Origin of the sequence: Enterobacter cloacae complex sp. IR5458 (assembly GCF_049238025.1) — a bacterium.
Classification (GTDB): Bacteria; Pseudomonadota; Gammaproteobacteria; order Enterobacterales; family Enterobacteriaceae; genus Enterobacter; species Enterobacter kobei.
In genome coordinates this window covers 46,391-73,037 of sequence record NZ_JBMKIF010000011.1, presented here as the reverse complement: position 1 = coordinate 73,037, position 26,647 = coordinate 46,391, and the positions used below count along the sequence as shown (strand labels likewise).

25 protein-coding genes are annotated in these 26,647 nt (G+C 56.4%); 11 read left to right on the top strand and 14 right to left on the bottom strand.

Annotated features, from left to right (window positions below):
* Positions 1–92 precede the first annotated feature (92 nt).
* From gntT to gntX, 3 genes are all read right to left on the bottom strand, one after another.
* Positions 93–1,409, bottom strand: coding sequence for a gluconate transporter (gene gntT / locus ACOTYN_RS11480; protein ID WP_014885546.1), 1,317 nt, complete (start codon positions 1,407–1,409; stop codon positions 93–95).
* 360 nt (positions 1,410–1,769) lie between these two features.
* A complete protein-coding gene (nfuA, locus tag ACOTYN_RS11475; RefSeq protein ID WP_003861601.1) occupies positions 1,770–2,345 on the bottom strand; it encodes a Fe-S biogenesis protein NfuA in 576 nt (191 codons plus the stop codon).
* Positions 2,346–2,406: 61 nt separating this feature from the next.
* A complete protein-coding gene (gntX, locus tag ACOTYN_RS11470) occupies positions 2,407–3,090 on the bottom strand; it encodes a DNA utilization protein GntX (RefSeq protein WP_234617351.1) in 684 nt (227 codons plus the stop codon).
* A gap of 36 nt (positions 3,091–3,126) precedes the next feature.
* Here gntX and bioH point away from each other — a divergent pair, with 36 nt between their 5' ends.
* Together bioH and ACOTYN_RS11460 are read left to right on the top strand one after the other, a co-directional pair.
* On the top strand, positions 3,127–3,900 hold the full coding sequence (gene bioH / locus ACOTYN_RS11465) for a pimeloyl-ACP methyl ester esterase BioH (RefSeq protein ID WP_023331493.1): 774 nt from the start codon (positions 3,127–3,129) through the stop codon (positions 3,898–3,900).
* A gap of 111 nt (positions 3,901–4,011) precedes the next feature.
* Positions 4,012–4,281: a YdgH/BhsA/McbA-like domain containing protein gene (locus ACOTYN_RS11460; RefSeq protein ID WP_014885543.1), complete on the top strand. Its 270-nt coding sequence runs from the start codon at positions 4,012–4,014 to the stop codon at positions 4,279–4,281.
* Between the two features lie 44 nt (positions 4,282–4,325).
* On the opposite strand, the gene feoC is transcribed toward ACOTYN_RS11460, so the two are convergent.
* The 5 genes from feoC to greB all read right to left on the bottom strand — a co-directional run bounded on the left by feoC (position 4,326) and on the right by greB (position 10,359).
* Positions 4,326–4,562, bottom strand: coding sequence for a [Fe-S]-dependent transcriptional repressor FeoC (gene feoC / locus ACOTYN_RS11455; protein ID WP_014885542.1), 237 nt, complete (start codon positions 4,560–4,562; stop codon positions 4,326–4,328).
* A 10-nt stretch (positions 4,563–4,572) separates the two neighbouring features.
* Complete coding sequence (gene feoB, locus ACOTYN_RS11450; protein WP_045268725.1) at positions 4,573–6,891, bottom strand: Fe(2+) transporter permease subunit FeoB; 2,319 nt, start codon at positions 6,889–6,891, stop codon at positions 4,573–4,575.
* 30 nt (positions 6,892–6,921) lie between these two features.
* On the bottom strand, positions 6,922–7,149 hold the full coding sequence (gene feoA / locus ACOTYN_RS11445) for a ferrous iron transporter A (protein WP_008503050.1): 228 nt from the start codon (positions 7,147–7,149) through the stop codon (positions 6,922–6,924).
* Between the two features lie 318 nt (positions 7,150–7,467).
* On the bottom strand, positions 7,468–9,798 hold the full coding sequence (locus ACOTYN_RS11440; protein ID WP_045268726.1) for a Tex family protein: 2,331 nt from the start codon (positions 9,796–9,798) through the stop codon (positions 7,468–7,470).
* A gap of 87 nt (positions 9,799–9,885) precedes the next feature.
* Entirely contained in the window at positions 9,886–10,359 is a 474-nt protein-coding gene (gene greB, locus ACOTYN_RS11435; RefSeq protein ID WP_014885539.1) for a transcription elongation factor GreB, read from the bottom strand.
* 228 nt (positions 10,360–10,587) lie between these two features.
* Between greB and ompR the strand changes: the two genes are divergently transcribed.
* Complete coding sequence (ompR, locus tag ACOTYN_RS11430; RefSeq protein WP_001157751.1) at positions 10,588–11,307, top strand: two-component system response regulator OmpR; 720 nt, start codon at positions 10,588–10,590, stop codon at positions 11,305–11,307.
* Positions 11,304–12,650, top strand: coding sequence for a two-component system sensor histidine kinase EnvZ (envZ, locus tag ACOTYN_RS11425; RefSeq protein ID WP_014885538.1), 1,347 nt, complete (start codon positions 11,304–11,306; stop codon positions 12,648–12,650). Before ompR ends, envZ begins: the two co-directional genes overlap by 4 nt.
* Positions 12,651–12,751: 101 nt before the next feature.
* Here envZ and pckA read toward each other — a convergent pair whose 3' ends face one another.
* The 5 genes from pckA to ACOTYN_RS11400 all read right to left on the bottom strand — a co-directional run bounded on the left by pckA (position 12,752) and on the right by ACOTYN_RS11400 (position 18,920).
* Complete coding sequence (pckA, locus tag ACOTYN_RS11420; RefSeq protein WP_023338845.1) at positions 12,752–14,371, bottom strand: phosphoenolpyruvate carboxykinase (ATP); 1,620 nt, start codon at positions 14,369–14,371, stop codon at positions 12,752–12,754.
* A 361-nt stretch (positions 14,372–14,732) separates the two neighbouring features.
* Entirely contained in the window at positions 14,733–15,617 is an 885-nt protein-coding gene (gene hslO / locus ACOTYN_RS11415; protein ID WP_162184515.1) for an Hsp33 family molecular chaperone HslO, read from the bottom strand.
* 18 nt (positions 15,618–15,635) lie between these two features.
* Positions 15,636–16,037, bottom strand: a complete 402-nt coding sequence (gene hslR / locus ACOTYN_RS11410; RefSeq protein ID WP_332957820.1) for a ribosome-associated heat shock protein Hsp15 — start codon at positions 16,035–16,037, stop codon at positions 15,636–15,638.
* A complete protein-coding gene (yrfG, locus tag ACOTYN_RS11405) occupies positions 16,034–16,717 on the bottom strand; it encodes a GMP/IMP nucleotidase (protein ID WP_332957822.1) in 684 nt (227 codons plus the stop codon). Before yrfG ends, hslR begins: the two co-directional genes overlap by 4 nt.
* A gap of 67 nt (positions 16,718–16,784) precedes the next feature.
* Positions 16,785–18,920, bottom strand: coding sequence for an intracellular growth attenuator family protein (locus ACOTYN_RS11400; protein WP_332957825.1), 2,136 nt, complete (start codon positions 18,918–18,920; stop codon positions 16,785–16,787).
* A 326-nt stretch (positions 18,921–19,246) separates the two neighbouring features.
* On the opposite strand from ACOTYN_RS11400, the gene nudE reads away from it, so the two are divergent.
* On the top strand, positions 19,247–19,807 hold the full coding sequence (gene nudE / locus ACOTYN_RS11395) for an ADP compounds hydrolase NudE (protein ID WP_332957827.1): 561 nt from the start codon (positions 19,247–19,249) through the stop codon (positions 19,805–19,807).
* A gap of 80 nt (positions 19,808–19,887) precedes the next feature.
* On the opposite strand, the gene mrcA is transcribed toward nudE, so the two are convergent.
* Positions 19,888–22,440 carry a peptidoglycan glycosyltransferase/peptidoglycan DD-transpeptidase MrcA gene (gene mrcA / locus ACOTYN_RS11390; RefSeq protein ID WP_332957830.1) on the bottom strand — a complete coding sequence of 851 codons (2,553 nt, stop codon included), beginning with the start codon at positions 22,438–22,440 and terminating at the stop codon, positions 19,888–19,890.
* Positions 22,441–22,560: 120 nt separating this feature from the next.
* Here mrcA and ACOTYN_RS11385 point away from each other — a divergent pair, with 120 nt between their 5' ends.
* From ACOTYN_RS11385 to aroK, 6 genes are all read left to right on the top strand, one after another.
* Positions 22,561–23,337: a DNA utilization protein HofM gene (locus ACOTYN_RS11385; protein WP_071922821.1), complete on the top strand. Its 777-nt coding sequence runs from the start codon at positions 22,561–22,563 to the stop codon at positions 23,335–23,337.
* Complete coding sequence (locus ACOTYN_RS11380; RefSeq protein ID WP_071922822.1) at positions 23,334–23,828, top strand: PilN domain-containing protein; 495 nt, start codon at positions 23,334–23,336, stop codon at positions 23,826–23,828. The genes ACOTYN_RS11385 and ACOTYN_RS11380 overlap by 4 nt, the downstream gene beginning before the upstream one ends.
* Positions 23,829–23,831: 3 nt before the next feature.
* Positions 23,832–24,287 (top strand): HofO, encoded by a 456-nt coding sequence (locus ACOTYN_RS11375; RefSeq protein ID WP_071922823.1) that lies wholly within the window; start codon positions 23,832–23,834, stop codon positions 24,285–24,287.
* Positions 24,277–24,681, top strand: a complete 405-nt coding sequence (locus tag ACOTYN_RS11370) for a HofP DNA utilization family protein (protein ID WP_071922824.1) — start codon at positions 24,277–24,279, stop codon at positions 24,679–24,681. Before ACOTYN_RS11375 ends, ACOTYN_RS11370 begins: the two co-directional genes overlap by 11 nt.
* On the top strand, positions 24,593–25,831 hold the full coding sequence (gene hofQ, locus ACOTYN_RS11365) for a DNA uptake porin HofQ (RefSeq protein ID WP_023338839.1): 1,239 nt from the start codon (positions 24,593–24,595) through the stop codon (positions 25,829–25,831). Before ACOTYN_RS11370 ends, hofQ begins: the two co-directional genes overlap by 89 nt.
* 286 nt (positions 25,832–26,117) lie before the next feature.
* Entirely contained in the window at positions 26,118–26,639 is a 522-nt protein-coding gene (aroK, locus tag ACOTYN_RS11360) for a shikimate kinase AroK (RefSeq protein WP_003861630.1), read from the top strand.
* The last annotated feature ends 8 nt before the right edge of the window (positions 26,640–26,647 follow it).

Here is a 26,647-nt window from a genome sequence, read left to right as displayed (position 1 = left end):
CGGGTTTTTTATTGCCCGGTGGCGCTACGCTTACCGGGCCTACATGGAGCCAGTAGGTCGGGTAAGGCGAAGCCGCCACCCGACTTATGACATCAAACCACCATATTCAACAGCAGCACCCCAACCAGGCCACACACCGAAATAATGGTTTCCAGCGCGGACCAGGACTTGATGGTTTCACCGATGGTCAGGTTGAAGTACTCCTTAAACAGCCAGAAGCCCGGGTCGTTCACGTGAGAGAAAATCACGCTACCGGAACCGACCGCGATAACCATCAGCTCAGGACTGACGCCCGTGGTGGCAATCAGCGGCGCAACGATACCGCCTGCAGTAATCGCAGCAACGGTTGCAGAACCCAGCGCAATACGCAGAACCGCGGCAATAGACCAGGCCATCAGGAGCGGCGACACGTTGGTTTCATGCATCATCGCAGCGATGTATTTGTCCACGCCGCTGTCAACCAGCACCTGCTTGAACGCACCGCCACCGCCGATGATCAGGAGCATCATGGCAATAATTTTGATGGAAGAGGTCAATGTGTCGTTGATCTGATCCATTGAACGACCCCGGTTCAGACCGAAGGTGAACATCGCGATCAGGACGGCAATCAGCGTAGCCATGACCGGATCGCCCAGGAATTCTGCCACGCCCAGGAACGCATGACCTTTCGGCAGGATCATCTCTGCCACGGCGCGCATCGCCATCAGGATCACCGGTACCAGTGAGGTCCAGACGCTGACGCCAAAGCCAGGCATCTCTTCTTCGGTGAAGGTTTTCGCGCTGTACAGACCTTCCGGAATTGGCTTATCGATACCTTTCAGGAAGCGGGCATATACCGGGCCTGCCAGAATCACGGTCGGGATTGCCAGAATCGTACCGAACAGCAGGGTTTTACCCATATCGGCGTGGAAGATAGTGGCGATTGCCGTTGGGCCCGGGTGAGGTGGCAGGAAGCCGTGGGTCACGGACAGCGCCGCAGCCATTGGCACACCCACAAACAGCAGCGGAATGTTAGCTGCCGCTGCGATGGTGAACACCAGTGGCAGCATCAGCACGAAGCCCACTTCATAGAACAGCGCGAAACCGACGGTAAAACCGGTCAACACCACCGCCCACTGAATGTTCTTCTTACCAAATTTGTCGATAAGCGTGGTGGCAATACGCTGCGCGCCGCCGCAGTCTGCCAGCATTTTGCCGAGCATGGCACCGAAGCCCATGATCAGCGCCAGGCTGCCGAGCGTGCCGCCGACACCGGCTTTAATGGAGCTGATAACTTTAACCAGCGGCATACCCTGCATCAGACCGACTGCAAGTGCCACCAGAACCAGAGCGATAAATCCATTCATTTTGAAACGGATCATCAAGAGCAGTAATAACACAACACCGATAGCAACGATGACTAATGGCATGATTTACCTGGCCTTTGAATTGTTATGGGTAACGTCATTGTTTCAACGACACATTCCGATTGTCCCAACTGGGAACAGAGAAGTAACGGCACTAATACTGATGCCTTGCAAACCATTAAGTTTAGTCGGCTGTTATGAGTGTGCTTAGTGCCCACGAGAATGATACGGGTAACATGGCGTGATTGAGAATCACCCTGGCAGGCAAAATGTGAATTATGAGACGCAGGTCAACATATAGAGGAGGCGCGGCGGGAAAACAAAAGCCGGGTGGCGGCTTCGCCTGACCCGGCCTGCGATTCGGATGCAGTAACTGTTTTGTAGGCCCGGTAAGCGCAGCGCCACCGGGCAAAAGCAGACGGCTTAGTAGTAAGAATGCTCGCCGCGCTGGTGCTCGGTCAGGTCACGTACGCCTTTCAGTTCCGGGAACTCGTTCAGCAGCTGCTTCTCGATCCCTTCTTTCAGCGTCACATCGACCATAGAGCAACCGTTACAGCCGCCGCCAAACTGCAGGATCGCCAGGCCGTCTTCCGTGATTTCCATCAGGGAAACGCGACCACCATGACCCGCCAGCTGGGGGTTGATCTGGGATTGCAGCAGATATTCAACGCGCTCCATCAGCGGGGCATCGTCTGAGACTTTACGCATTTTGGCGTTCGGCGCTTTCAGGGTCAGCTGAGAGCCCAGCTGGTCGGTGACGAAGTCGATCTCCGCATCTTCAAGATACGGCGCGCTCAGCTCATCAACATAAGCGGTGAGCTGTTCAAACTTAAGGGCAGTGTCAGTTGCTTCCACAGCGTCTGGCGGACAATAAGAGACACCGCATTCTGCATTCGGCGTGCCCGGGTTAATCACAAACACGCGGATCTGCGTCCCTTCTTCCTGATTTGCCAGCAGTTTGGCAAAGTGCGCTTGTGCAGAATCGGAAATACGGATCATAGCTTTGGCCTAATAGTTGACTAAATTACCTGGGTATAATCATACGCCCATTGAAGAAGGGCTACAAGGTACGGCACAGACACCATACCTGAACCGACGCGGCACCGCTTCGCAAAAGCAGTCGGGAAAGTTCAGCAACGGTACTGCCTGTGGTGACGACATCATCCACAATCGCGATATGGAGGCCGTTAACCGCCAATTCAAGGCGAAAGGCATTTTTGAGGTTTCTTTTGCGCAGCCGGGCGTTGAGCTGATGCTGAACGGCGGTGGCATGTACGCGGGTGAGTGCGCTGGCAGTGTATCGACAGCCGAGCCAGCGGGCGAGCGGACGGCAGAGCAGGTCGCTCTGATTGTAACCACGCCGCCAGTGGCGACGGCGATACAGGGGAACATTGACCACCATATCAATTTTCGGCAGGGCGCGGGTTCGCCGTGCCTGTAAAACCGCCAGCAATAACAGGCGGGCAAGGGGCGGTGCCAGCGAACTCTGGCCGGAAAACTTCAGGGCGTGAATCAGCCTGCTCAGCGGCCGAACGTAATCATCCACCGCCACCAGTGCGCTCCACGGCGGGGGTTTTTTCAGGCAGCGGCCACAGGGTAAATAGCGGTTCGCGGCGGGTAAACCACATTGTGGGCAGGTGGTGATACGCCTTTCCAGCGAACGCGTGCAGACGGAACAGACGCCCCAGGCGCTAAGGGCAAGCGGCATTTTGCATAGCCAGCACAAGCCGGGCACTGTTAGCATGTTCAACCTCCATGTGAAAAAAGAGAACAGTAACTGATGAAGACGCTGTGGTGGCAGACCGTAGGGACAGGAAATTGCCATCTTGTGCTGCTGCACGGATGGGGCCTGAATGCAGAAGTATGGCATTGCATAAACGAGGAACTAGCCTCGCAATTTACGTTACATCTGGTTGATCTACCGGGGTATGGCCGTAGCCACGGTTATGGAGCGATGACGCTCGAAGAGATGGCGCAGGAGGTGCTGAACGCGGCGCCACAACATGCCATCTGGCTGGGCTGGAGCCTGGGTGGGCTGGTGGCAAGCCAGATTGCGCTTTCCTGGCCCGAGCGCGTAAACGCGCTGGTGACGGTGGCCTCATCGCCCTGCTTTAGCGCGCAGGAGACGTGGCCCGGCATAAAGCCTGACGTGCTGGCGGGTTTCCAGCAGCAGCTGAGTGACGATTTCCAGCGGACCGTAGAGCGGTTCCTCGCGCTACAGACGATGGGCACCGAAACCGCGCGACAGGATGCCAGAGCGCTGAAGCAGGTGGTGCTCTCTTTGCCGATGCCGGACGTTGAGGTGCTCAACGGCGGCCTTGAAATTCTGAAAACGGTCGATCTGCGTGAGCCGCTGGCCGCGCTGACGATGCCGCATCTGCGTATCTATGGTTATCTTGACGGGCTGGTGCCGCGCAAAGTGGTGCCCTTGCTGGACTCCCTCTGGCCGGACAGCGAATCGCAGGTCATTGCCAAAGCCGCGCATGCCCCGTTTATCTCTCATCCGACGGAATTTTGTTCAGCGCTCATTGCGTTAAGTCAACGTTTAGACTGATTATTTTCTATCCAGCCTGGAAAAAGTAACACACCGCAACCATACTCCAGATGTCGTTGCGGTTGTTATACCTACGATGATCAAAACAACAATCCTATGGAGAGTCAGGCTATGAAACTTGTTACAGGTATTGTCACTTCTCTGGTTATTGGGTCACTGTCATTTGGCGTCTTTGCGGCAAAAGAGCTGGAAAAAGATAAAGTTGCCGGCATGAATCTGACGAAAATCGGTGAGATTTCTACGTCTGACACCACCGCGCCGATGGATGCGAGAAAAGAGCTGTCGAAGAAAGCGGATGAGATGGGCGGGACGTACTACGTCGTCACCAGTGCAGAAAAACAGACCAAAAACGTACGCGCCACCGCGGACGTCTATAAGTAATATGATAAAGCCGGGCAGCGATGCCCGGCTTTATGAGTGCAGTATTAGCGCAGTGCCCACCACTCCCGCAGGCAAGCCTTTCCTTCCGGACAACTTTTACAACTGCCAGAGAGGCAACCCTCTGCCTCCTCCTGGATCCGCACGGCTTTACCCATGGCTTCAAGGCGTTCCAGCATGGCATCGATCATCGGCTGGGGCGTATGCAGGCTGAGGCTCAGCTGTTTCGCCTCCATCCGGCCCTGCAGAGCCAGCATGTCACGCACCTGAATCAATGACGCCATGGTGTGCTCCTTAGTGACAGTCGCCCGCCGGGCTGTTGCAGCAGGTCGCGGCGGTTTTACGATTTGCCAGCAGGTCGATATCGACGCGGCTGCGTGCCCGGCGCAGCAGGCCAAGAACAACCACGTTAAACAGGACAACCGCGAGGATACAAACCAGGCTGTAGCGTGGGTGCTGACTGAAATTAACGGTCTGATAAAACAGCGTCGCCAGCGAGTAAGCGATATTTAGCCCCCACAGAATGGAGAAGCCCATCCAGCCGCGACTGGATTCACGCGCAATCGCTCCCATGACGGAGATGCACGGAATATAGAGCAGAACAAAGATGAGATAGCTGTAGGCCGCAGATGCGCTACCAAATTTCTCTCCCATCACGCCCATGGCACCCGTCGCCATTTCACCGTCGCCTTTGCTGGCCTCAATCGGGTTCGCCAGCACGCTCAGGCTGAAGGTATCTTTCAGGCTCTGCCAGGTCTCCTCGACGGCACCCAGCAGTTCATCACCGAGGTGAAACGCTGCCGGATTAAATTCCTGTTCCTGGATGTTCTCCGCGGTGTAGAGCGTGTTCAGGGTGCCGACAACCACCTCTTTCGCCATCGCACCGGTGAACAGGCCCACGGTCGCCTGCCAGTTATCCTCATGCACGCCAATCGGTTTGAAGACCGGCGTGATGATGCGGCTGACAGAGGCGAGGGCAGAATCGTTGATGTTATCTGCTGCCTGACCGCTGAGGGTGAAGCTGTTCAGCGCGCTCAGGAAAATGCTGACGATGACAATCACCTTACCAGCGCGCAGCACAAACCCTTTCAGGCGTTGCCAGGTCTGGATCACCAGGCTTTTCAGGTGTGGAACGTGATAGACCGGCAGCTCCATGACAAACGGTGAGGCTTCACCGCGCATAATCGTGTGCTTGAGCATTAAACCGGTCAGTATCGCCATCACGATGCCCAGAACATACAGCGAGAAGACTGCCAGCGCGCCCTGCTGACCAAAGAAGGCGGCCGCAAAGACGGCGAAGATGGCCAGACGCGCACCGCAGGACATAAACGGCGCCATCATAATGGTCATCAGGCGTTCACGCGGAGCATCCAGGGTACGGGCACCCATGACCGACGGCACGTTACAGCCGAAGCCGACAATCAGCGGTACGAAGGATTTGCCGGGCAGACCCAGGGCCTGCATCAGGCGGTCCATGACGAACGCGGCGCGCGCCATATAACCTGAATCTTCCAGGAACGAGAGGAACAGATACATCATGCCGATCTGCGGTACCAGCGGCAGAACGGTGTTAATGCCCCCGCCGAGCCCCTGAGCGAGGAAAATGGTCAGCCACTCCGGGAAGTGCAGGGTGTAACCCACCCACTGAATCCCGTGTACAAAGATCGCGACGGAACCGGCGTCAAAAATCGGCTGGAGTGCGCCGCCGATGTTGATGGCGAGCAGGAACATCACGTACATCACCAGCAGGAAGATCGGCAAACCGAGGAAGCGGTTGAGTACAATCTTATCCACCGCCGCCGTAAAGCGGCTGGGTTCCGCCGTCAGGGCATTACTGACCACGTCGCAAATCGAGGCGATGGCCTGGTATCGTGCATCGGCGATGTGCAGCGCCGGGTCGTCCAGCTCGTCGCCGAGACGGGCCACCGTCGCGTCCAGTTTATCTGCCGCATGTCCGGCATAGGCGCGGCTATAGATATCGCCTTCCAGCATCTGCAGGCCGAGCCACTGGCGCTGTTTTGCAGGCATGCTTTTGTCCATCTCCTGCGCCAGCAGATCGGCTTCGCGCAGCAGCGGGCGGGCGTAATGCACCAGCTCAACGTCGTGATTTCCCGTGTGACGGTCAATCGCCAGCTTCAGGGCATCAATCCCGCGAGCGCGCGTTGATACCAGCGGCACTACCGGGCAACCCAGGCGCGCGGAGAGGGCATCGACGTCGATGCGCAGCTTTTGTTTCTCTGCAATGTCGAGCATGTTGAGCGCCACGATGCAGGGAATACCCAGCTCCAGCAGTTGCAGCGTCAGGTAGAGGTTGCGCTCGAGGTTGGAGGCGTCGACCACGTTGATCAGCAGATCCGCGTCGCCGCTCAGAATGTAGTGGCAGGCAATTTGCTCATCGAGCGAGGTCTGCGACGAAATGGTGGTCAAGGAATAGGTGCCGGGAAGGTCAACCAGAGTGACCTGATGATCCGTTGTCGTGAACTGGCCTTCTTTACGTTCAACGGTTACGCCTGCCCAGTTACCGACGCGCTGGCGCGCGCCCGTGAGCTGGTTAAATAGCGTGGTCTTGCCGGAATTAGGATTGCCAATTAAGCCAATAGTTAATTTTTTCATTTTTTTAGACTCACTGAAACCGCTGGCTCGTTATCGGGATAAGGCTTCGACTTCTATTAATGCGAGGTCTTTTTTACGCAGGACCAGATTCACGCGTCGGGTTTCAATGTGAACCGGATCGCCTAACGGCGCCACGCGCACCACCTGGAATGACGAGCCGGGCAGCATGCCCAGCGAGAGCAGCTTTTGCCGATAGGCCGGGCTAATTTCGCGGGTAAAACCGGTAATCTTCCACGCACTGTCTGGAGTGAATTGCATAACGCCTGCTTCCACGAAAGGTTAAATTATCTACTATGGGATGATAATGAGAATAGTTTTTATCAGCAATAATAAAACTGTGACGGAATGTTGTTTGGTGTATTAATTTACGGCCTGTTTGACCTTGCTCAATATTTGCTGAAATGCGGAGATAAAGAGAAGAGAGTTATTTGTTAATGAAGTGATAATTTGTGGTTTAAATATGGATGCACTCTATTTGTTTTAATTCTTTGCGGCCTGCTTGCCGGGCGGCACTGCGTTTGCCCGGCCTACAAAACCGTAGGCCCGGTAAGCGTAGCGCCACCGGGCGTTTATCACTTAGCGCTTCTTGCCCATCGCGGCCGCCAGCGCATCCATCATCGCGCTATTGCCCGCTGGCTGAGCATCACGCCCGCGCGGTTTTGCCGCTTTCGCGGCCGGGCGCTGGGAGTCACGAGCGCCGCCGTTTCCGCCACGACGCGCGTTGGTGTCGCCTGGCTGCTCGTCCAGACGCATGGTCAGGGCGATACGTTTGCGCTGTAGGTCCACTTCCAGCACTTTCACCTTCACGATGTCGCCCGCTTTGACCACGGTGTGCGGGTCTTCAACGAACTTGTCGGCGAGAGAAGAGATGTGAACCAGGCCATCCTGATGCACGCCGATATCCACAAACGCGCCGAAGTTGGTGACGTTAGTTACCGCGCCTTCCAGCACCATGCCGGGCAGCAGATCGTTCATGGTCTCGATGCCGTCAGCAAAGGTCGCCGTTTTGAACTCAGGACGCGGATCGCGGCCCGGTTTTTCCAGCTCTTTGATGATATCGGTGACGGTTGGCACACCAAATTTGTCGTCGGTGAAATCCACCGCTTTGAGGTTGCGCAGGGCACTGCTATCGCCCATCAGGTCCTTCAGCGCCTGCTGGGTGGCGGCCAGAATACGTTCCACCACCGGGTAGGCTTCCGGGTGAACGGTGGAGGCATCCAGCGGGTTATCGCCGTGGTTGATGCGCAGGAAGCCCGCGCATTGCTCAAACGCTTTCGGCCCCAGACGGCTCACCTTCAGCAGCTGCTGACGGTTCTGGAACTGGCCGTTCTCATCACGCCAGGCGACGATGTTCTGCGCCATCATGCGGGTTAAGCCCGCCACGCGGGTCAGCAGCGGCACGGAGGCGGTATTCAGGTCAACACCGACGGCGTTTACGCAGTCTTCTACGACCGCATCCAGCTTGCGTGCCAGCTGAGTCTGGCTCACATCGTGCTGGTACTGGCCCACGCCGATGGATTTCGGATCAATTTTCACCAGCTCCGCCAGCGGATCCTGCAAACGACGGGCGATAGATACCGCGCCGCGCAATGAAACGTCCAGGTCCGGGAATTCCTGCGCCGCCAGCTCGGAGGCGGAATAGACTGATGCGCCCGCTTCGCTGACGATCACCTTCTGCGCCGTGACTTTCGGGAACTGCTTCTGCACGTCGAGGAAGAAACGTTCAGTCTCGCGGGACGCCGTACCGTTACCGATGGCGACCAGCTCGACGTTGTATTTTTCACACAGAGCGGCAACCACGACAGCCGCTTTCGCTGCCTGTCCGGTGTGCGGATAGATGGTGTCAGTGGCGACCAGCTTGCCGGTGCCGTCAACCACCGCCACTTTCACGCCGGTACGCAGGCCCGGATCGAGACCCATGGTCGCGCGCAGGCCAGCAGGCGCCGCCATCAGCAGGTCATGCAGGTTACGGGCGAAAACGTTGATCGCTTCATCTTCGGCGCGCTCGCGCACGGTGCCCATCAGCTCGGTTTCGAGGTGCATCAGCACCTTGATGCGCCAGGTCCAGCTCACCACGCCTTTGCGCCAGCTGTCTGCCGGAGCGTTGTTCAGGCGCAGGCCGAGATGGTCAATGATGATCTGCTCGCAGTGGCTCTCTTTCGGCGGCTCGTCAAACTGCGGATCAGCGTTCAGAGAGAGCTGCAGCACACCTTCGTTGCGGCCGCGGAACATTGCCAGCGCACGGTGTGAAGGGGTGGTAGAAATCGGTTCGTGGTGATCAAAGTAGTCGCGGAATTTCGCGCCTTCGTCCTCTTTCCCCGCCACGACGGTAGAGACGATGTGCGCATTCTTCCACAGGTAATCACGCACTTTAGCCAGCAGGGCTGCGTCTTCGGCAAAGCGTTCCATCAGAATGTAACGCGCACCGTCAAGGGCGGCCTTGGTGTCCGCGACGCCTTTGTCGGCATCGATGAATTTCACCGCCTCAGTTTCCGGATGGTGGGACGGCTCATTCCACAGCAGGTCGGCCAGCGGCTCAAGGCCTGCTTCAATCGCGATCTGCCCGCGCGTGCGGCGCTTCGGTTTGTAAGGCAGATAGAGATCTTCGAGTTCGGTTTTGCTCAGGGTGCCGTTAATGGCGCTTTCCAGTTCGCTGGTCAGCTTGCCCTGTTCGCCAATGGATTTGAGGATCGCCTGACGACGGTCTTCCAGTTCACGCAGGTATCCCAGACGGGTTTCCAGGTTACGCAGCTGCGTGTCATCCAGACCGCCGGTGACTTCCTTACGATAACGTGCAATAAACGGCACGGTGTTCCCTTCATCAAGCAGGCGAACGGCAGCTTCTACCTGTTCGGCTCTGGCCTGAAGTTCACCCGCAATAATGCGGCAGAGCGAATCTTTCATCATGGCTTTATCATCTGTTGAGTCGAAAAATCAGGGGATAGTTATACGGGCTGACACGGCAAAATGCCAGCCGGGGAGGGCGCTCTCGGACTATTTTACGTAGACGATCTCATTGACGTACCAGCTGGCTTCACCGGCGGGAGTCTGAACGACGGCCAAATCACCCACTTCCTTTTTCAGCAGCGCGCGGGCCATCGGGGAGTCGATGGAGATGTAATCCTTACGACCAAAAATTTCATCGTAGCCGACAATGCGAAAACGCAGGGTGTCACCGTCGTCGTTTTCAATCTCCACCCACGCGCCGAAGAACACTTTGCCCTCCTGCTGCGGGGAGTAATCGACAATTTTCAGGTTCTCAAGGCACTTGGTCAGGTAGCGTACCCGACGGTCAATCTCACGCAGTCGCTTTTTGTTGTACTGGTAGTCAGCATTTTCGCTGCGATCGCCCAGGCTTGCCGCCCAGGTCACCTTTTTGGTTACTTCAGGGCGCTCTTCTCGCCACAGGTAATCCATCTCTTTTTTGAGTTTTTCGTACCCTTCGCGGGTGATCAGGGGCGTTTTCATGGTAAAGCCTTTGCTGCCTGTTTTCTGTCTGGCGCACAATACGTACCACACAGTGTAACAGACAGGATTAATAATGATTTATGTGATGAAATGAGCAGATAAGCTGCTGTTAAATATGCTTTGTAACAATTTCGACTAGAATTTATACCAGATTTCGCTGGTCGAATACGTGCACTTTTTTAGAATACGCTGTCACAAAGACTATCCGAACCTTTGGGAGTACACACAATGCAAGAGAACTACAAAATTCTGGTCGTGGATGACGACATGCGCCTGCGTGCGCTGCTGGAGCGTTATCTGACCGAGCAGGGCTTCCAGGTTCGTAGCGTCGCGAACGCTGAGCAGATGGATCGTCTGCTAACCCGTGAATCTTTCCATTTGATGGTTCTCGACCTGATGCTGCCGGGCGAGGACGGGCTCTCTATCTGCCGTCGTCTGCGTAGCCAGAGTAACCCGATGCCGATCATCATGGTGACCGCGAAGGGTGAAGAAGTTGACCGTATCGTGGGCCTCGAAATCGGCGCGGATGACTACATTCCAAAACCGTTTAACCCGCGTGAACTGCTGGCGCGTATTCGTGCCGTGCTGCGTCGTCAGGCGAACGAGCTGCCTGGCGCACCGTCGCAGGAAGAAGCGGTGATTGCCTTCGGCAAGTTCAAGCTGAACCTCGGTACGCGTGAGATGTTCCGTGAAGACGAGCCAATGCCGCTCACCAGCGGTGAGTTTGCGGTGCTGAAAGCGCTGGTCAGCCACCCGCGTGAGCCGCTTTCCCGTGACAAGCTGATGAACCTGGCGCGTGGTCGCGAATACTCGGCAATGGAACGCTCCATCGACGTGCAGATCTCCCGTCTGCGCCGCATGGTGGAAGAAGATCCGGCGCATCCTCGTTATATTCAGACCGTATGGGGTCTGGGCTACGTGTTCGTTCCGGACGGCTCTAAAGCATGAGGCGAATGCGCTTCTCGCCGCGAAGCTCATTTGCCCGCACCCTGTTACTGATCGTCACCTTGCTGTTCGTCAGCCTGGTGACGACCTACCTGGTGGTTTTGAACTTTGCGATTTTGCCGAGCCTCCAGCAGTTTAATAAGGTCCTGGCATACGAAGTCCGTATGCTGATGACCGATAAACTGCAACTGGAGGACGGCACGCAACTGGTCGTTCCCCCGGCGTTTCGCCGTGAAATCTACCGTGAACTGGGCATTTCGCTCTACTCGAATGAGGCGGCAGAAGACGCGGGTTTGCGCTGGGCGCAGCACTACGAATTTCTTAGCCAGCAGATGGCGCAGCAGCTGGGTGGCCCAACGGAAGTCCGCGTTGAGGTTAACAAAAGCTCGCCTGTCGTCTGGCTGAAAACCTGGCTGTCACCCAACATCTGGGTGCGCGTTCCGCTGACGGAAATCCATCAGGGCGATTTCTCGCCGCTGTTCCGCTATACGCTCGCCATTATGCTGCTGGCGATAGGCGGGGCCTGGCTGTTTATCCGTATACAGAACCGACCGCTGGTCGACCTGGAGCACGCTGCGCTGCAGGTCGGTAAAGGCATTATTCCTCCCCCGCTGCGCGAGTATGGCGCCTCGGAAGTGCGTTCTGTTACGCGGGCCTTTAACCACATGGCCGCAGGCGTGAAGCAGCTGGCGGATGACCGTACGCTGCTGATGGCGGGCGTCAGTCATGACCTGCGCACGCCGTTGACGCGTATCCGTCTGGCAACGGAGATGATGGGCGAAGAAGATGGTTATCTCGCCGAGTCCATCAACAAGGACATCGAAGAGTGTAACGCCATCATCGAGCAGTTCATCGACTATCTCCGTACCGGGCAGGAGATGCCGATGGAGATGGCGGATCTGAACGCGGTGCTGGGTGAAGTGGTGGCCGCGGAAAGTGGTTATGAACGTGAAATTGATACTGCCCTTCAGGCCGGTGAAATTCAGGTCCGTATGCACCCGCTCTCCATTAAGCGTGCGGTGGCGAACATGGTGGTCAACGCGGCGCGCTACGGTAACGGCTGGATTAAAGTCAGCAGCGGGTCTGAACTCAACCGCGCCTGGTTCCAGGTGGAAGATGACGGTCCGGGTATTAAGCCCGAGCAGCGTAAGCATCTGTTCCAGCCGTTTGTGCGTGGCGACAGTGCGCGCAGCACCAGTGGTACGGGCTTAGGCCTGGCGATTGTGCAGCGTATTATCGATAACCATAACGGATTGCTGGAGATCGGCACCAGCGAGCGGGGTGGGCTGAGCATTCGCGCCTGGTTACCGGTGCCGGTGACGCGCGGACAGGTGAAAGAGAGTTAATCATTAAACGGTGCGGCCTGATGCCCTCACCCCGGCCCTCTCCCACTGGGAGAGGGGGAAAACATTAAAAAAGGCAACTTTCGTTGCCTTTTTGCTTTTACCTACAGCTTCGGTCCCGCACTCACCAGCGCTTCGCCCGCTGGTGTATCGGTATATTTCTCGAAGTTCTCAATAAACAGCTTCGCCAGCGATTCTGCCTTCTCGCGCCACTGTTCCGGCGATCCGTACGTATTGCGCGGGTCGAGGATATGCGTATCCACACCCGGCAGCGACGTTGGAATGGCCAGGTCAAACATCGGCAGCGTGAAGGTTTCGGCGTTATCGAGAGAACCATCCAGAATGGCGTCGATAATGGCGCGAGTATCCTTGATAGAGATACGTTTGCCAGTCCCGTTCCAGCCGGTGTTCACCAGGTAGGCCTGCGCGCCAGACGCCTGCATGCGTTTCACCAGCACTTCAGCGTACTGCGTCGGGTGCAGCGACAGGAATGCTGCGCCGAAGCAGGCGGAGAAGGTTGGGGTTGGCTCCGTCACGCCGCGCTCGGTACCCGCCAGTTTGGCCGTAAAGCCAGAAAGGAAGTGGTACTGCGTCTGGCTGGCGGTCAGGCGAGATACCGGAGGCAGCACGCCAAAGGCATCCGCCGTCAGGAAAATCACCTTCGTAGCATGACCCGCTTTTGACACCGGCTTCACGATGTTGTCGATGTGGTAGATCGGGTATGACACGCGCGTGTTTTCGGTTTTCGAGGCGTCGTCAAAGTCGATAGAGCCGTCGGCACGTACGGTGACGTTTTCCAGCAGCGCATCGCGACGGATTGCGTGGAAGATATCCGGCTCAGCCTCTTCAGACAGGCGAATGGTCTTCGCGTAGCAGCCGCCTTCAAAGTTAAACACGCCGTCATCGTCCCAGCCGTGTTCGTCATCGCCAATCAGACGACGTTTCGGGTCGGTGGAGAGGGTGGTTTTCCCTGTGCCGGAAAGGCCGAAGAACACCGCCACATCGCCTTTCTCGCCGACGTTCGCCGAGCAGTGCATGGACGCGATGCCGCGCAGTGGCAGCAGGTAGTTCATGACCGAGAACATCCCTTTCTTCATCTCGCCGCCGTACCAGGTACCGCCGATCAGCTGGATACGCTCGGTCAGGTTGAAGGCGACAAAGTTTTCGGAGTTCAGGCCCTGCTCTTTCCACTGCGGGTTAGTGCATTTCGCACCGTTCATTACGATGAAGTCAGGCGTGAAGTCCTGCAGCTCTTCGTCGGTTGGACGAATAAACATGTTCTTCACGAAATGCGCCTGCCAGGCTACTTCGGTAATGAAACGTACGGAGAGACGGGTGTCGGCGTTAGCGCCGCAGAAAGCGTCTACGATAAACAGACGCTTGCCAGAAAGTTGATGGGTGACGAGCCCTTTCAGATGCTGCCAGATTTCCGGGGAGAGCGGTTTGTTGTCGTTCTTCCCTTTGCCTTTGTCAGCCCACCACAGCGTATCGCGGGTGGTTTCGTCTCGGACGATATACTTATCTTTCGGCGAACGACCGGTAAAAATACCGGTATCGACGGCGATAGCACCAAGATTCGTCAACACACCGCGCTCGTATCCTTCCAGTGCTGGATTGAGCTCTTCCTGATACAGCGTATCGTAGTCGGGGTTGTAGACGACTTCCTGGACGTCGTGAATACCATAAGCCTTGAGATCTTGCGGGGTTAAACCAGTAACACGCATATCACTGCTCCTTAGCCAATATGTACTGCCTGAAATTGTAGGGTTTTTCTGGGGTTGTTAACCGCGACGGGGCTCATAGATTTACGCATCTGGACAAAACCCTTACTAACGGAAAACGCTGCGACTCCAGTCACAGTGCAGGCGGATTATCGCAGGAATCGCTTTTTGGTTGGGGAAAATGTTCCGAAAAGGTTAAAGGCTGGTGATTTTATCGGAGAGAATGTGAATGTAATCGCATACACGTAAGAAAATTACGTAAGAGTTACATACGGAAAACGATTCAGCTTAAGCGAGGTTTTTTGCCCTCACCCAGTTCCCTCTCCCACAGGGAGAGAGAACAGGATGGGGAGAGGGAAGGGTATTAGTGAACCTGCGGATCCGCCGGGGAGGCGTTGTTGCGGATCTCAGCGATATCCATTGAATTGAACACATAGTGCGTACCGCAGTAGTCACAGTGCATATCAATTTCGCCGTCTTCCGCCATGATGCTGTCGATCTCTTCATCTGGCAGGGTTTTCAGCGCACCCGCGCAGCGTTCGCGAGAACAGGTGCATTTGAACTCCACTGCCTGCGGGTCGTAAACGGTCACTTCTTCTTCGTGGTACAGACGCCACAGCACGTCAGTCGCCGACAGGTTAAACAGCTCTTCTGCTTTGACGGTTTCGGTCAGCGTCGCCAGGTGCTCGAAGTCATTGGTCTGTGCGTCCTGGGCTGGCAGAACTTGCAGCAGCATACCGCCTGCAGCAGGCTGACCATCCACTTCACCGGTGCGGATGAACAGACGCGTCGGCAGCTGTTCAGAACGCATGAAGTAATCTTCCAGGCAGGCTGCCAGGGTATCCCCTTCGAGGCCGACCACGCCCTGATAGCGTTCACCTTCCTCAGGGGAGATGGTGATCACCAGGTAGCCATTCCCCACCAGCGTTTTGAGGTCTGCATTTTCAGGCACATCGCCCTGAACGCGTGCGACGCCGCGCATCTGCTGCTGGTTATTGCCGTTGATCACTGCCAGCGTCATTGGGCCGTCACCCTGCAACTGCACGGTAATATCACCGGCAAATTTCAGCGTCGCGGTCAGCAGGCTGGTGGCAACCAGCAGTTCGCCCAACAGGGTCTTCACCGGCAGCGGGTAATTGTGGTTTTCCAGAATCTGTTTCCAGGTTTCGGATACGGTGACCAGTTCGCCGCGCACGGCGAATTGTTCAAACAGATAGCGGTGTAATTGGTCGTGTTGGGCCATTTTCATCTCTCGTGCGGGTGAGGGTTACTCTGTCTCACCGTGTTTAAATTTCATCAGATCGCGGCGCTCTTTTTTATCCGGCCGCCGGTCCGGGTGGGGCATGGTTAGCGCATTCATTTTGCGCGCCAGCGCGGTCTTCTCGCGTTTCTCAACGCTTTCCGCTGTCTCTTCATAAAGCAGTGCGGCTTCCGATGCGGGCCGACGTTGTTCGGTAATGGTTTTAATCACCACCGTTTTTTCATCGTTGCCCTGGAGTAGCGTTAAGGTGGCGTTCAGCTCAACCAGCTTGCTCGGCTTGCTGCGCTGGCCGTTGTAATGCACTTTACCGCCGTCAACCATCTCGCGGGCAAGGGCGCGCGTTTTATAAAAACGGGCCGCCCACAGCCATTTATCCAGTCTTACCCCGTCAGAGGATTTTTCTTTCATGGCGTCTCCTTCACGGTCAGTGAGGGGATCATCTGGCGGTAGTCGTTCAGTCCAGGATGTCGCAGATAGCGTTTTTCAGCCAGGCCAGAGTCAGGATTGGTGACGCCCAGACAATAGCGAATGCCAAACGTTGCCGCGGAATCCAGAATGGGCTCGCTGTCGTCAATGAACAGCGTGCGTTCCGGCTGCAAGCCGGTCTCTTCCTTCACCGCATGCCACAACCGCTGATCCTCTTTCGGATAACCAAATGTGTGGGTAGAAAGCAATAAATCAAGGTGCGATGCCAGCCCCGTGTGCTCCAGCTTCACGGCCAGATTATGTGGATGCGCGTTGGTCAGCAAAATACGGTGCTTGCCGCTGGCTTTCAGCGCGTCCAGGAACGGAACCGTATCTTCGCGCAGTACCGCGCGCGGGCCCTGGGCGGTGGTCATGGCACAAATATCCAAACCGAGGCGCTCGCTCCAGTAGTCAAGACAGTACCAGTTTAGCGTATGTTGCACTGCGCTATATTGCGAACGAATGAATGCCTGTGCTTCTGCCGGGGAGATACCCTGCTGTTCGCCGTAGGTTTCCGGTACCAGCTTTTGCCAGAAATAGTTATCAAAGGCGAGATCGAGCAGCGTGCCGTCCATATCCAGCAGAACGGTGTCGACCTGCTGCCAGTCGATATCAAGATGCATAAGGGGGAACTCCAGCCAGAAGAAACGTGCGCGACAGGGTAGCACATCTTGTCGCGCAACGAGGTTATCAGATCAGGCTCTCGGAGGAGGGGATCAGCTTGGGATTAAGGCAATTTTCATAATATTGCTGGATCTCAGCAAGACGGGTGCGCGAGCGTTGATAGCGGCGCAGCGCCATAATACCGTTCCAGACAATGGCGATAAGCATGGCGATCATCAGCAGAGAGGTGCCAATGTATCGCCACAATCCTGCGCTATCCGGCATCCGGTGCAGGCCGATATGACGGGTGCCGTTGGCATCGGTGTAAATACTGGTGACAATCCCTTCGGCGCTGAAGGGGGTTTGCATCAGCATCTGCGCCAGACGCTGGAACTGACCCCACTGCTCCTGTGCCGGATAGTCATAAAGCGCCACCTGCGGGTAAGGCTGATCGACCAGGTCACTGCCCTCATCGCTGACAATCACAAAGCCGCCCGGTGCCGGGCTGTTGAGCGCCTGCGCCGCGCGGGTGGTTTCGCGCATCATAAACGGCGATGTCGACGTGGCGACCAGGTTATCCAGCGATTCGGCGCTTACCGGGCGCAGCAGGACATTGACGCCGTCCAGTCGTCCCGCTTCGGCGCGTTTGACCAGTGAGTCCCAGTCTTTGCTGTTCCCCAGGTTAACCAGCGCGTTTTTGAGGCGTATGCACTCATCCTGCGACGAACATAAATCCTGGGTTTTGAGAACGATATCGCCAAAGTCATCCAGGAGAACCATGCCTGACTTCTGGATGGCAGAACGGAGCGCAGGGCTGACGCGTGAATCGTCATCCGCTTTCGGGTGCAGCTGGCGGTTAACCGTCTGGGTCAGCGCCGTGGCTTTATTCACCACTTCGGATTCCGGTAATGGCAGCGGCGGCGCATCGTTCCAGATAATTTGCGAGCAGTCGAACGGCATGAAAGGCGAGCTCTGCCGCGTGTTCCATCCGCCCGGGCTGTGGATATTACACATCCCGGTTCCCTTCAGGCGCAACGTATCGCCCACCCGTACCCCTGCTTCATCCAGCTGGTTGACGCTGGTCGCTTCGATGGTCTGCGCGCCTTTAATCCACGACAGGGTGAATTTGATGGGCATATCCAGCGGCACGAAAAGCAGCAGCATGATAAACACCAGCGCGGCGCCGCCAGCAATGACCGTGCTACGGAGCCAGTGCTGAAGCGGGAAATTTTTCACTTCATCATGCAGAGACAGGAAGCGTCCCTGACGCACAACGTGGCGGTCAAGGTAGATATCAATATCGGTTTTCTGCCCTAAATCCTGCGCGATCCACGGTTGCCAGTGGCGCGGATAGATAAGGTCGATAATACCGAGCGAAATATTGTTGAGATGCTCCTGATCGTTTTCACCGAACAGACCCCAGCGCTTTGGTGTGCCGCGCAGGCAGTGGATCTCCCGCAACGAGGTTTTGGCCGGCGGTGCAAAAAGCCCCCACAGTCCGGCAGCCAGAAGCAGCACAGCGCCCCCTGCCAGCCACGGAACAAAGACGTCCGGTGTCAGCAGGCAGACAAAAAAGAGCAGGAAAGCGGCAACGATCAGAATGGCTTCACGGATGCCGTCCGGACGGCTCAGGGCGTATTCTTCATGCGTTTCCTGACGAATGTTCAGCAGTTCGATCTGCTCGGTCTCTTCGCCACGAATGGAGGCCTGTGTTGAACTCGCGCGTTCCAGCGCAAAACGCGGAGCTTCGTGAAGATATTCACTCAGGGTATGACCGTTAAGCGAGATAACCAGCGGCAGCGAATCGGTATGAATCAGCTCAACGCTGTTTTCGTCGTTAATGTGCTGTTCCCAGGAGGGGGGCAGATGTACCTCGACGGAATCAAGATAGTAGCGCCACTTGTTGGGGTCGTCCGTTGTGATACCGTAGCGAGTAATGGAGCGCGTCACGCAGAGCACGGTGTCGCTCTGCGCGTTAAGTTTCAGTGCGACAGGCGCAGCAGTGGCTCCCGTCGGCCCAGGCGTTAACTGGGAACGGTTCAGCGTTTCGAGATAGTTTTCAACTGCATCGCGCTCATCTTGCGAGAGTTTACGGGTGGTTGCACCCGCGAAGGCATTTAAAAAAGGCAGCCGGTAACGGCGCTGTGCGCGTCGCCAGTACAGCCACCCTGCAATCAATGCGCTGGCCAGCATAGCAGCGAGAACAATCAAAATGGTGCTCATGCTTTCCCCATCTTACTAATCTTCTTACAGGTGTAATCAGTAGCACCTTAAACATTGAATGAGAGTCTGTGGCTGGCTATCGGCAAGTATGGAGTCGAACTTGAGCATTCTGAAGCGCATCCCAGTGACCGGTGATGATAGCAAAGCCTCTTATGGCGCGATATCAGCAAATTCCTGGAAACATTTCAACCTCTTGACATTTGTTTTGAATTGAGGATTGATCTCAAATACGTTGCATAAATGTAAATAAAGAACAATTGACATTGCCGAAACCGTGCAGCGTATCGCACAATAATGCCAGTTTACACTGCTAAGACCCCATCAAAATGAGCAAACCACTACAAAAACCCACCATTCTGAAGGTTGAAACGGTCGCCAAATCGCGCCTGTTTAATGTCGAAAGTGTGGACCTTGAGTTCAGCAACGGTGTGCGTCGTGTTTATGAACGTATGCGCCCCTCTTCGCGCGAAGCGGTGATGATTGTGCCTATTGTCGACGATCATCTGATTTTGATCCGCGAATATGCCGTGGGAACAGAATCTTACGAGCTTGGGTTTTCCAAAGGACTTATTGACCCGGGCGAAACGGTCTTTGAAGCAGCAAACCGTGAGCTGAAAGAAGAGGTGGGTTTTGGCGCGAATGAGCTGTCGTTCCTGAAAAAACTGAGCATGGCGCCGTCCTATTTTTCCAGCAAAATGAATATTGTGGTAGCTGAAGATCTCTACCCTGAATCGCTGGAGGGGGATGAGCCGGAACCGCTGCCGCAGGTGCGCTGGCCGCTGGCGCATCTGATGGATCTGCTGGAAGACCCAGACTTTAACGAGGCCCGCAACGTGAGCGCGTTGTTCCTGGTTCGGGAATGGTTGAAGGGGCAGGGGCGACTGTAGGTCATAAAAAAAGCCGGGTGGCGGCTTCGCCTTACCCGGCCAACGATTCTTTGCCCGGTTTTTACCGGGCATTTTTATGCTTAGAACAGCTCGTGCGTTTCGCCGTTATCAATAATCTCTGTACCCACCTCATGCACCGCCTGCGTGGTTGGCTGCGTGCCTTCGATGAAATACTCTTCGCGACTGTTACCGCCATTAGCGAGCTGTCCGGTGCTACGGTCGATATTGACCGTGACCACACCCGGCGGTGGCGTCAATGGCTGCTCTGGTACGCCTTCAAGAACGGATTTCATGTACGCATCCCACGCCGGTTGCGCGCTTTTCGCGCCGCCTTCGTAGCCGGAAATCTGATCTTTAATCGCGCCGGATGCCGTGGTACGACCTAAGTCACGGCGATGATCGTCGAAACCGATCCACACCGAGGTCACCACGCCCGGACCGTAGCCGGAGAACCACGCATCTTTCGAGCTGTTGGTGGTACCCGTTTTACCGCCGATATCATGGCGCTGTAAATCGCGTCCCGCACGCCAGCCGGTACCCTGCCAGCCTGGTTCACCGAAGATGTTGGTGTTCAGCGCGCTCTTGATCAGGAACGACAGCGGCGTGTTGATCACATGCGGGGCATACTCCTGCGCGCCGGTCTGTGCAACCAGCGACTGGTTAGCCTGCTCCAGCTGTGGCTGCGGTACAACGATATTCGGCTGCTCCTGAGACACGGCAGGGTCTTCCATGTCCTTGTTTTCAAGCACCTCGGATTTCGGCGTATTGCCGTAAATGACCGGGATATCACACTCAGGGCAGGCAATTTTCGGTTTTGCCTCAAACAGCACGCCGCCCTGATCGTTCTCGATTTTACTGATGAAGAACGGGTCAACCAGGAAGCCACCGTTGGCCATCACCGAGTATCCACGTGCAACCTGAAGCGGCGTAAAGGAAGCGGAGCCTAACGCCAGCGACTCGGTGCGAACGATGTTCTGCGCCGGGAAGCCGAAACGCTGCAGATACTCTGCCGCATAGTCAACGCCCATCGCGCGCATGGCACGTACCATCACCACGTTTTTCGACTGTCCCAGACCCTGACGAAGACGAATAGGGCCGGCATATTCCGCAGGCGAGTTTTTCGGCTGCCAGTCGGAACCCGCACCGGCATCCCAGCGGGAGATTGGCACGTCGTTAAGGATGCTGGCAAGGGTTAAGCCCTTATCCATCGCCGCGGTGTAGAGGAACGGTTTGATATTGGAACCGACCTGACGCAGCGCCTGCGTGGCGCGGTTGAACTTGCTCTGGTTGAAATCGAACCCGCCAACCAGGGCCATGATTGCACCGTTCTGTGGATTGATCGAGACCAGGGCTGAGTTGACGTCAGGGACCTGCGCCAGCCACCAGGCATCGCCCACCTTACGCACCCAGATTTGCTGTCCGGTCTGTACCACGTCGGTGACTTTACGCGGGGTTGGCCCTTGTAGAGTGTCCGAACGGTAAGGTCGTGCCCAACGCATCCCGTCCATACGCAGGGAGACGGATGTGCCATCCGCCAGGGTCGCAACGGCTTCCTGAGGATTGGCCTGCGTCACGACAGCAGGAAGGAGCGGGCCATAGGTTGGCAGCGCCCTCAGCGTGCTGGTGATTTTTTTGCTGTCCCACGCGCTTTCACCCACTTTCCAGAGCACGTTTGACGGGCCGCGATAGCCGTGACGCATGTCGTAGTCCATCACGTTGTTGCGCACCGCCTCCTGAGCCGCCTGCTGCACTTTGCGAGTGACGGTGGTGTACACGCGATAGCCATCTTCATAGGCCTTGTCGCCATAACGGCTCACCATCTCCTGGCGCACCATTTCGGTCAGGTAAGGCGCAGAGAAGGCGATCTCAGGGGCGTGGTAGTTGGCGTCAATGACATCGTTGCGCGCCTGGTCGTACTCGCTCTGGCTGATATAGCCCTCGCTCAGCATACGTGACAGGACGACGTTACGACGCGAGGTGGCGCGATCGAGCGAGTAGAGCGGGTTAAACGTAGAAGGCGCTTTAGGCAGACCGGCGATGGTGGCCATTTCGCTTAAGGTGAGTTGATCCACCGGTTTACCGAAATACACCTGTGCCGCAGCCCCCACGCCATAGGCACGGTAGCCCAGGTAGATTTTATTGAGGTACAGCTCAAGGATTTCGTCCTTGCTCAGCAACTGCTCAATACGGATCGCCAGGAACACCTCTTTGATCTTACGTATCAGCGTTTTTTCAGGGCTGAGGAAGAAGTTACGCGCCAGCTGCTGCGTAATGGTACTTGCCCCCTGAGAGGCGTGACCAGAGAACAACGCAATGCTCGCGGCGCGGAAAATCCCCACCGGATCGACACCGTGGTGCTCGTAAAAACGGCTGTCCTCGGTGGCGATAAAGGCTTTCACCATCACGGGCGGAATTTGGTTTAAGGTCAGCGGGATACGACGCTTCTCGCCATATTGCGCCATCAATTCGCCATCGGCGCTATAGACTTGCATCGGGATCTGGAGTCGCACATCGCGAAGCGTGGCGACATCAGGTAGCTGTGGCTCAATATATTTGTACAAACCGTAAATCGAGCCTGCTCCCAGCAGAATGCAACAGACTGCAAGGATGAATAAATACTTTACGAACTTCACCGGAGATTTCCCATTTGGTTTCACTTGGGCAGTTTCTAAACAATCGCGCGGTAGTATAAAGGCAAGCCTGATTCATTGATATAGCCGTCACGGCGACGGGCGATAAGGAGATCGTGAAGCATGGCTTTCAAAACATGGCAAACGGGCGTTCATATTCAACAGGATAGGGTGCTGATTGCGGCGCTGGCCCGGGAGAGAGGCGGCTGGTGTTTACGCCGCTGGTGGGCATTCACTCTTGCTGAAGGCACGATTCGTGACGGCAAAATTTGCCAGCCGGAGCAGCTGGTTGACGCGCTGCGCGACTGGCGAAAAACGCTGCCGCATTATCACCGGGTCTATCTCTCATTCCCTGCAGCGCGCACTCTGCAAAGGTCGCTTCCCCGCCCGGCGGTTGCGCTGCGCGACAGCGAACAGCTCTCGTGGCTGGGGGCGTCGCTCTCGCGCGAACTGGAGATGTCCGCAGATACCCTCTGTTTCGATTACACCCAGGATACGTTCAGCAATACGTATCACGTCACTGCCGCACAAAACAGGGAGGTTGAAACGCTGCTGGCGCTGGCGAAAACGCTACGTTTGCGGCTGGCGACCATCACCCCGGATGCCAGCGCGCTGGCGAACCTGCTCCCTGCGGTAGCACCGGTGTCGTGCGTCGCCTGGCGGGATGAGCAGCAATGGCTTTGGGCCATGCGCCACCAGTGGGGACGCCGATACGCCACTGAAGCAGAAAACGTCACCGAGCTGGCGGCGCTGCTGGCCCTCAACCCGAACGACATCGCGCTGTTTGATACCCAACGGACGCCATGGGAAACCCTGCAACGCTGCCATGCTCCTCTCCCCGAATGCGGAGCTGACTTTACCGTCGCGCTTGCACTGGCTATGAGTGAGGAGCCTGAATGAACGTCACCAATTTCCTGCCCTGGCGTCAGCAGCGTCGCGCGCGATGCCTGCGTTTATGGGGCGGCATGTTTATCAGCACGTCGCTGCTGATCCTGATGATCGTTTTCAGTCTGCGAATGAACCATCAGGTAACGCTGCGCGCGCTGCAAAGTCAGCTTTTGGGAGCGCAGTCCGTGCAGCGTGGCCTGATGTCTCGCCAGAAACTGACCACCGCGACGCAGAAGCCTGCGGGCACGCTGCAACGACACGCATGGCAACCGGTGCTGGAATCACTTTCCCGCGCCATGCCCTCGCAGGTGTGGCTGACAGAGCTGCGTTATCAGCCTCCCGCGCTGATGATGATCGGGTATGCCTCCACCCTTCCGGCTCTCTCTGCGCTGCGCAACGGGTTGGAACAACTCGTCGGCTTTACGCCCGGGCCTGAAGGGGAGCTTCGGCAGGATAGCCAGGGGCGCTGGATGTTCACGCTGTACCTGAAAAGCGAGGGGTAGCGCGTGGAGACTCTGTTAGAACGCTGGTGTGATAGCCGCCCCTGGTGTCGGGCGATCTGCATGTGTCTGGGGATTTTGCTTGTGGGACTGGCAGCATGGAGCACGGTGCTTCGGCCAGTTGAGAGGCAGTGTACAGAGCGACAGCAGCAGCTGGTCCAGGAGGTGCGGACTAACGCGTCGCTGTGGCCTTCCGCCAGTAAGACAACGCTTCGCCCTGAAACCCAGACGGCACGGGAGATGATGCCATTTTCGCCGCTTGATTTTCAGGGTGAAGGAACAACGCTCCTGCACTGGAAGCCGTTGCAGAACGGCGGCGAACTGGCGCTGGAATCGGCGTGGCAGGCGATCCCCGCGCTCTTTTCCCGGCTGGCACAGCGGGATGTGCAGGTCGCTGCTTTTACGATTTCGCCCCAAAGTACGGCGTTACGCCTGCGGCTGGAGCTGGAACATGCGAAATAGCGCGAAGTGCCTGCTGGTTTGTTCAGTGCTGTTACTGACCGGCATGCGCGATCCGTTTCGCCCGCCGGACGATCCCTGCGCCACGGGCGAGCTGAAGCAGTGGCACTACCGTGGAATGGTAGCAGGACAGCAGCGACTGGCTATTTTACAGGACGGGCAACAGCGCTGGCATCGTATGAAAATGCACGATCGTTTTCCGACGGGCTGGCAGATAATCGCCATCAATGAAACGGAACTGGACATTGCCGTGGGGGAGACATGTGAACCCGGGCAATGGACGTGGCAACGAGAAGGAAAGGATACAAATGACGTTAAGGATAGTGCTGTTGCTGCTGGCGTTCAGCCACCCGCTGTGGGCCGCCGCACCAAAGCCGGTCACGCTGGTGGTGGATGATGTTCCTGTGGCCCAGGTGCTCCAGGCACTGGTTACGCAGGAGAACCGTAATCTGGTGATATCGCCCGATGTCAGCGGCACGCTCTCGCTTAATCTGACGGGCGTCCCCTGGCGGCAAGCATTGCAGACGGTCGTTGCCAGCGCCGGGCTCGTTTTGCACGAGGAGCGCAGCATTTTTTATGTTCATACCCCGGCATGGCTGCGCGATCGGCGGGAACGTTTAGAGCAGGAGCGGGCGCGTCGACAGCTTGATGCACCGCTGGTCTCGCAAAGCCTCCCTTTTTCATATGCGGATGCCGGGGAACTGCAAAAAGCCGCGGAAAAGCTTCTGAGTCCAAAGGGGAGTGTATCGGTCGACAAACGTACCAACCGCCTGCTGGTCAGAGATAACGCGGCCGCGCTGGAAGCGCTGCAGCAGTGGGCGTTGCAGATGGATATTCCCGTCGAGCAGGTTGAGCTGGCGGCGCACATTGTCACCATTAATGAAAAAAGCCTCCGTGAGCTGGGCGTGAAATGGAATCTCGCTGACGCTACCGAGGCGGGCAGGGTTGGACAGATTACGACGCTTGGCAGCGATCTGTCCGTGGCCAGCGCAACCAGCCATGTGGGGTTTAACATCGGGCGGATTAACGGCAGGCTGCTGGATCTGGAGTTATCTGCGCTGGAACAAAAACAGCAGGTCGATATCATCGCCAGCCCCCGGCTGCTGGCCTCGCATATGCAACCGGCAAGCATCAAGCAGGGCAGTGAGATCCCGTATCAGGTCTCAAGCGGCGAAAGCGGCGCGACCTCGGTGGAGTTTAAAGAGGCAGTACTCGGAATGGAGGTCACGCCGGTGGTATTGCCCGGTGGACGCGTGCGACTGAAATTACACATCAGTGAAAACATGCCGGGACAGGTGTTGCAGCAGGCTGACGGTGAAACGCTGGCCATCGACAAGCAGGAGATAGAAACCCAGGTGGAGGTCAAAAGTGGAGAAACGCTGGCGCTGGGCGGGATTTTCTCGCAAAAGAATAAAACCGGCAGTGACGGCGTACCCGGGCTTAGCCGCATCCCCTGGCTGGGACAACTTTTTCGCCATGATGGAAAAGACAATGAACGGCGTGAGTTAGTGGTGTTTATTACACCACGTCTGGTGGCTATTCACTGACGGGTAACGATCCCCGCAATGATTTTGCATTCAGTTTGTTGCAGATGTTTGACGTGGGGCATGAATTAGCATACAAGGAGTACCGATTTGAGTTGGACTTACGTCTTATTACCTTATGCGACCGGCGTGGTGATTTAATCAGTTGCCAAACAAGCCGGAGTATTGAGATAATTTTTAGTCTGACTCTCGCTCTATTGCATATGAGGTTTCAGTTCATGTCCTGCTACGCCGGGTGTCTGCGAAGCGGGGATTACCATTAACGAATAGTCTTAGTAGTACCGATAAAATGGCAGAGAAACGCAATATCTTTCTGGTTGGGCCTATGGGTGCCGGCAAAAGCACTATTGGGCGTCAGTTAGCTCAACAACTCAATATGGAATTTTACGATTCTGATCAAGAGATTGAGAAACGAACCGGAGCTGATGTGGGCTGGGTTTTCGATGTAGAAGGCGAAGAAGGTTTCCGTGACCGAGAAGAAAAAGTGATCAACGAACTCACGGAAAAACAGGGCATCGTACTGGCAACAGGCGGCGGCTCTGTGAAATCTCGCGAAACCCGCAACCGTCTCTCCGCCCGTGGCGTAGTGGTCTATCTTGAGACGACCATTGAGAAACAGCTGGCACGTACGCAGCGCGATAAAAAGCGCCCGTTGCTGCAGGTTGAAACGCCACCTCGCGAAGTTCTGGAAGCGTTGGCCGATGAACGCAATCCGCTGTACGAAGAGATTGCCGATGTGACCATTCGCACTGACGATCAGAGCGCTAAAGTGGTTGCAAACCAGATTATTCATATGCTGGAAAGCAACTGATTCTGGCT